4 protein-coding genes are annotated in these 2,866 nt (G+C 62.8%); 3 read left to right on the forward strand and 1 reads right to left on the reverse strand.

The window, feature by feature from the left end; genetic code table 11:
- The 3 genes from L0H65_RS17600 to L0H65_RS17610 all read left to right on the forward strand — a co-directional run.
- On the forward strand, positions 1-376 hold a 376-nt coding region (locus tag L0H65_RS17600), incomplete at its 5' end, for a hypothetical protein (protein ID WP_301460523.1).
- 55 nt (positions 377-431) lie between these two features.
- Positions 432-1,127, forward strand: coding sequence for a L,D-transpeptidase (locus L0H65_RS17605; RefSeq protein ID WP_301460524.1), 696 nt, complete (start codon positions 432-434; stop codon positions 1,125-1,127).
- A gap of 121 nt (positions 1,128-1,248) precedes the next feature.
- Positions 1,249-1,689, forward strand: coding sequence for a DUF4177 domain-containing protein (locus L0H65_RS17610; RefSeq protein ID WP_301460525.1), 441 nt, complete (start codon positions 1,249-1,251; stop codon positions 1,687-1,689).
- Here L0H65_RS17610 and L0H65_RS17615 read toward each other — a convergent pair whose 3' ends face one another.
- A complete protein-coding gene (locus L0H65_RS17615) occupies positions 1,690-2,796 on the reverse strand; it encodes a pyridoxal phosphate-dependent aminotransferase (RefSeq protein WP_301460526.1) in 1,107 nt (368 codons plus the stop codon).
- Positions 2,797-2,866: the final 70 nt, after the last annotated feature.

Below are 2,866 nucleotides of genomic sequence, written 5' to 3' on the forward strand. Positions count from 1 at the left end.
GTCCGGTTCGGCCGATGAAGCCCTCATGTGCAGGATACGCTCTTTTCTTATTGTGTTGCTGACGCTCCTCATGCTGCCGTGGGGTGCCTATCTTGCCGGGCCGGTTTCCGCGGCGGGGCCTGAGGCTGTGGCCGCTATCGGACACCGCGCTGCGGCGCAGATTACGACAAAGGCGGCCGAGCGCCTGATGCCATTGCCGAAGTCCTGCCGCATCGCGGTGCTTCCCGGCTCCCCCTGCGGGCCGGATCTTGTCCTGCCTGTCGCCCAAGTGAAGATGATCGTAGCGTCAGGCAGGGATAAACCTTTGGGAGCGCAGACGATTTTGGGGCACGGCCGCGCGCCGATGCCATCCCGCGACCCGCCCCGCATGGTCTGATAAGCCGCCCGGCGCGTGATTGCGCCGCCCCTTATCAGACTTTGAGGACATCCAGATGCTGACGAAACGACGCTTTATCGCGCTTGGCGCGGTCGCAGGGCTATCCGCTTGTATCCGCGCGCCGCAACCGCCAGAACAACCCGTTCCCGCCCCGCCGATCTACCCGCCGTTGCCGGAATTCTACAGTGCAATCCACGATGAACCCTTCCCGATTGCAGCCATCGAGGAAGGCAGCCTTGCGCCCGAACTCTGGCGGCAGGAGGTGCAGAACCCTTGGCCAGACCGGCCGCGCGGCAGCATCGTGATCGACCCCGATGCCCGGCTTTTGCATTTCGTGGAAAGTCCGGAGCGCGCAATGCGCTACGGAGTCAGTGTGGGCGCGCAAGGGTTTTCCTGGGACGGCACCGCGCGATTGCAATTCACCCGTGAATGGCCGCGCTGGAAAGTGCCAGACGACATGATCAAGAGGCGGCCGGAGCTTGCGCCCTATTCGGTGGCGAATGGCGGCATGGACCCTGGACCGGGCAATCCGCTGGGCGCGCGTGCGCTTTACCTGTTTCAGAACGGTCAGGACACGCTCTACCGTATTCACGGCGATGCCAGCGCGAAGGAATTGGGCCATGCGGTGTCGTCGGGGTGTATCCGCATGCTGAACCAGGATGCGATCGACCTTTATGAGCGAAGCATACACGGGGCTGCGGTGACGGTACTTGCCTCACTCGCGCCACAAGGGGTATCAGCGGTTTATTGAGCTAAATCATAGACTTGACGCGGCTGAATTGTGGCGCGTCGCCGTGGTCATCGCCCCCCTTTTCCTTGTCCGGGCAATCGGGTAGGGTCGCGGTAACAGGGAAGTGGAGGTCAGCGGCACAATGCAGCGTTTCGAATATCAGGTGGTTCCGGCCCCCAAGAAAGGCGAAAAGGCGCGCGGGGCGAAAACCACGGCGGAGCGTTTTGCCGTGGCGTTGACGCAGGTGATGAACCGGATGGGTGGCAATGGCTGGGAATACATCCGAGCCGATACCTTGCCCTGTGAGGAAAGAGTTGGCTTGACCGGCTCCAAATCCAGCTTTCAGAACATGCTCGTGTTCCGGCGTGAGGTGCTCATCGAGGAACTGGATATCCTGCCACCCGCGCCCGCGGCTGTGGCCGAGGTGATCGTGCCGAGTGTGGAGGCGAAAGCGCCGCATCGGCAGGAACCGAAACTGTCGGTCATTCCGGCAGAGCTTTTTGCCGATCCCGAACCCGATGAGGTGGAGCCAATGACGGAATTGCCACGGCGCAGCGTTGCTTCCGGCACAAAGCCCGACTGATCACCCTCTCGCCGCGCGAAGGGCTTTCGGCAGGGCATGGGCAAATTCAGCCGTCGCCGCTTGGTTGCCAAGGCTGACGCGGATGCAGCGGTCCAGGGGCGCGATCCCCGGCATCCGGACAAAAACGCCGATCCGGCCGAGTTCACGCAGCACCGCCCGCGCAAAATCGCCGTCCTTGCCGCAGTCGAGACAAAGGAAATTGGTGGCGGAGGGCAGCGGCGTCAGCCCATTGTCGCGTCCGATCAAGCCGAAGTTGTCGCGCGCAGCGGCCACCTGCGCCTTGATCTGCGCCAGCCATGGCTGATCCGCCAAAGCGGCCAACGCCCCCGCTTGTGCGATGCGCCCCATGCCGAAATGGTTGCGCACCTTGTTGAACGCCGCAACAAGCCCCGGTGCAGCGATACCGTAGCCGACGCGCAGCCCGGCCATGCCATAACCTTTGGAAAAGGTACGAAAGCGGATAACGCGCGGATCATCGGCGGCAATTTCAGGCGCGGTGCCTTCTGGGGCAAGGTCGATATAAGCCTCATCCAGAACCAGCAGACAGCCTTCGGGCAGGCTCTCGATCATGCGCTCCACGGTTGCAGCGGGCCAATGGCTGCCCATCGGGTTGTCGGGATTGGCGAAATAGATCAGCTTGGCACCGACATCGCGCGCACGAGCCAACAGCGCCTCCGGATCTTCGAAATCACCGCGATAGGGGGTTTTGTGCAACTGGCCGCCAAAGCCCGTAACATGGAAATTGAAGGTGGGGTAGGCGCCGTCCGAAGTCACGACCGGATCGTCGGGATTGATCAACAAGCGCACGAGATAGCCAAGCAGCCCGTCGATACCTTCGCCGATGATGATGTTTTCGGGCGAAACCGCGTGATGCGCCGCGATGGCCTGGCGCAGGTCATGGTTTTCAGGGTCGCCATACATCCAGACCTCATGCGCGGCGGCTTGCATCGCGGCAATCGCCGTGGGCGAGGGGCCGAACATGCTTTCATTCGCGCCAAGACGCGCCTTGAAAACCCGGCCCATCGCGCGCTCCTGCGTTTCGGGGCCGACGAAGGGGACGGTGGCGGGAAGCGTAAGGGCAAGGGTGGTGGAGCGAGGTGCGATCACGGTAGGCTCCGGGGTGCCGGGGGAAGGGGGTATTCTGCCCCCTCTTGCCCTTGAGGGCAATTCACCCCCT

Source organism: Pseudorhodobacter sp. (genome assembly GCF_030452865.1).
GTDB lineage: Bacteria > Pseudomonadota > Alphaproteobacteria > Rhodobacterales > Rhodobacteraceae > Pseudorhodobacter.

Excerpts from the sequence above, each read along its gene's own strand:
- L0H65_RS17605 (WP_301460524.1), top strand. The coding sequence starts at position 432 with ATGCTGACGAAACGACGCTTTATCGCGCTTGGCGCGGTCGCAGGGCTA.
- L0H65_RS17610 (WP_301460525.1), top strand. The coding sequence starts at position 1,249 with ATGCAGCGTTTCGAATATCAGGTGGTTCCGGCCCCCAAGAAAGGCGAA.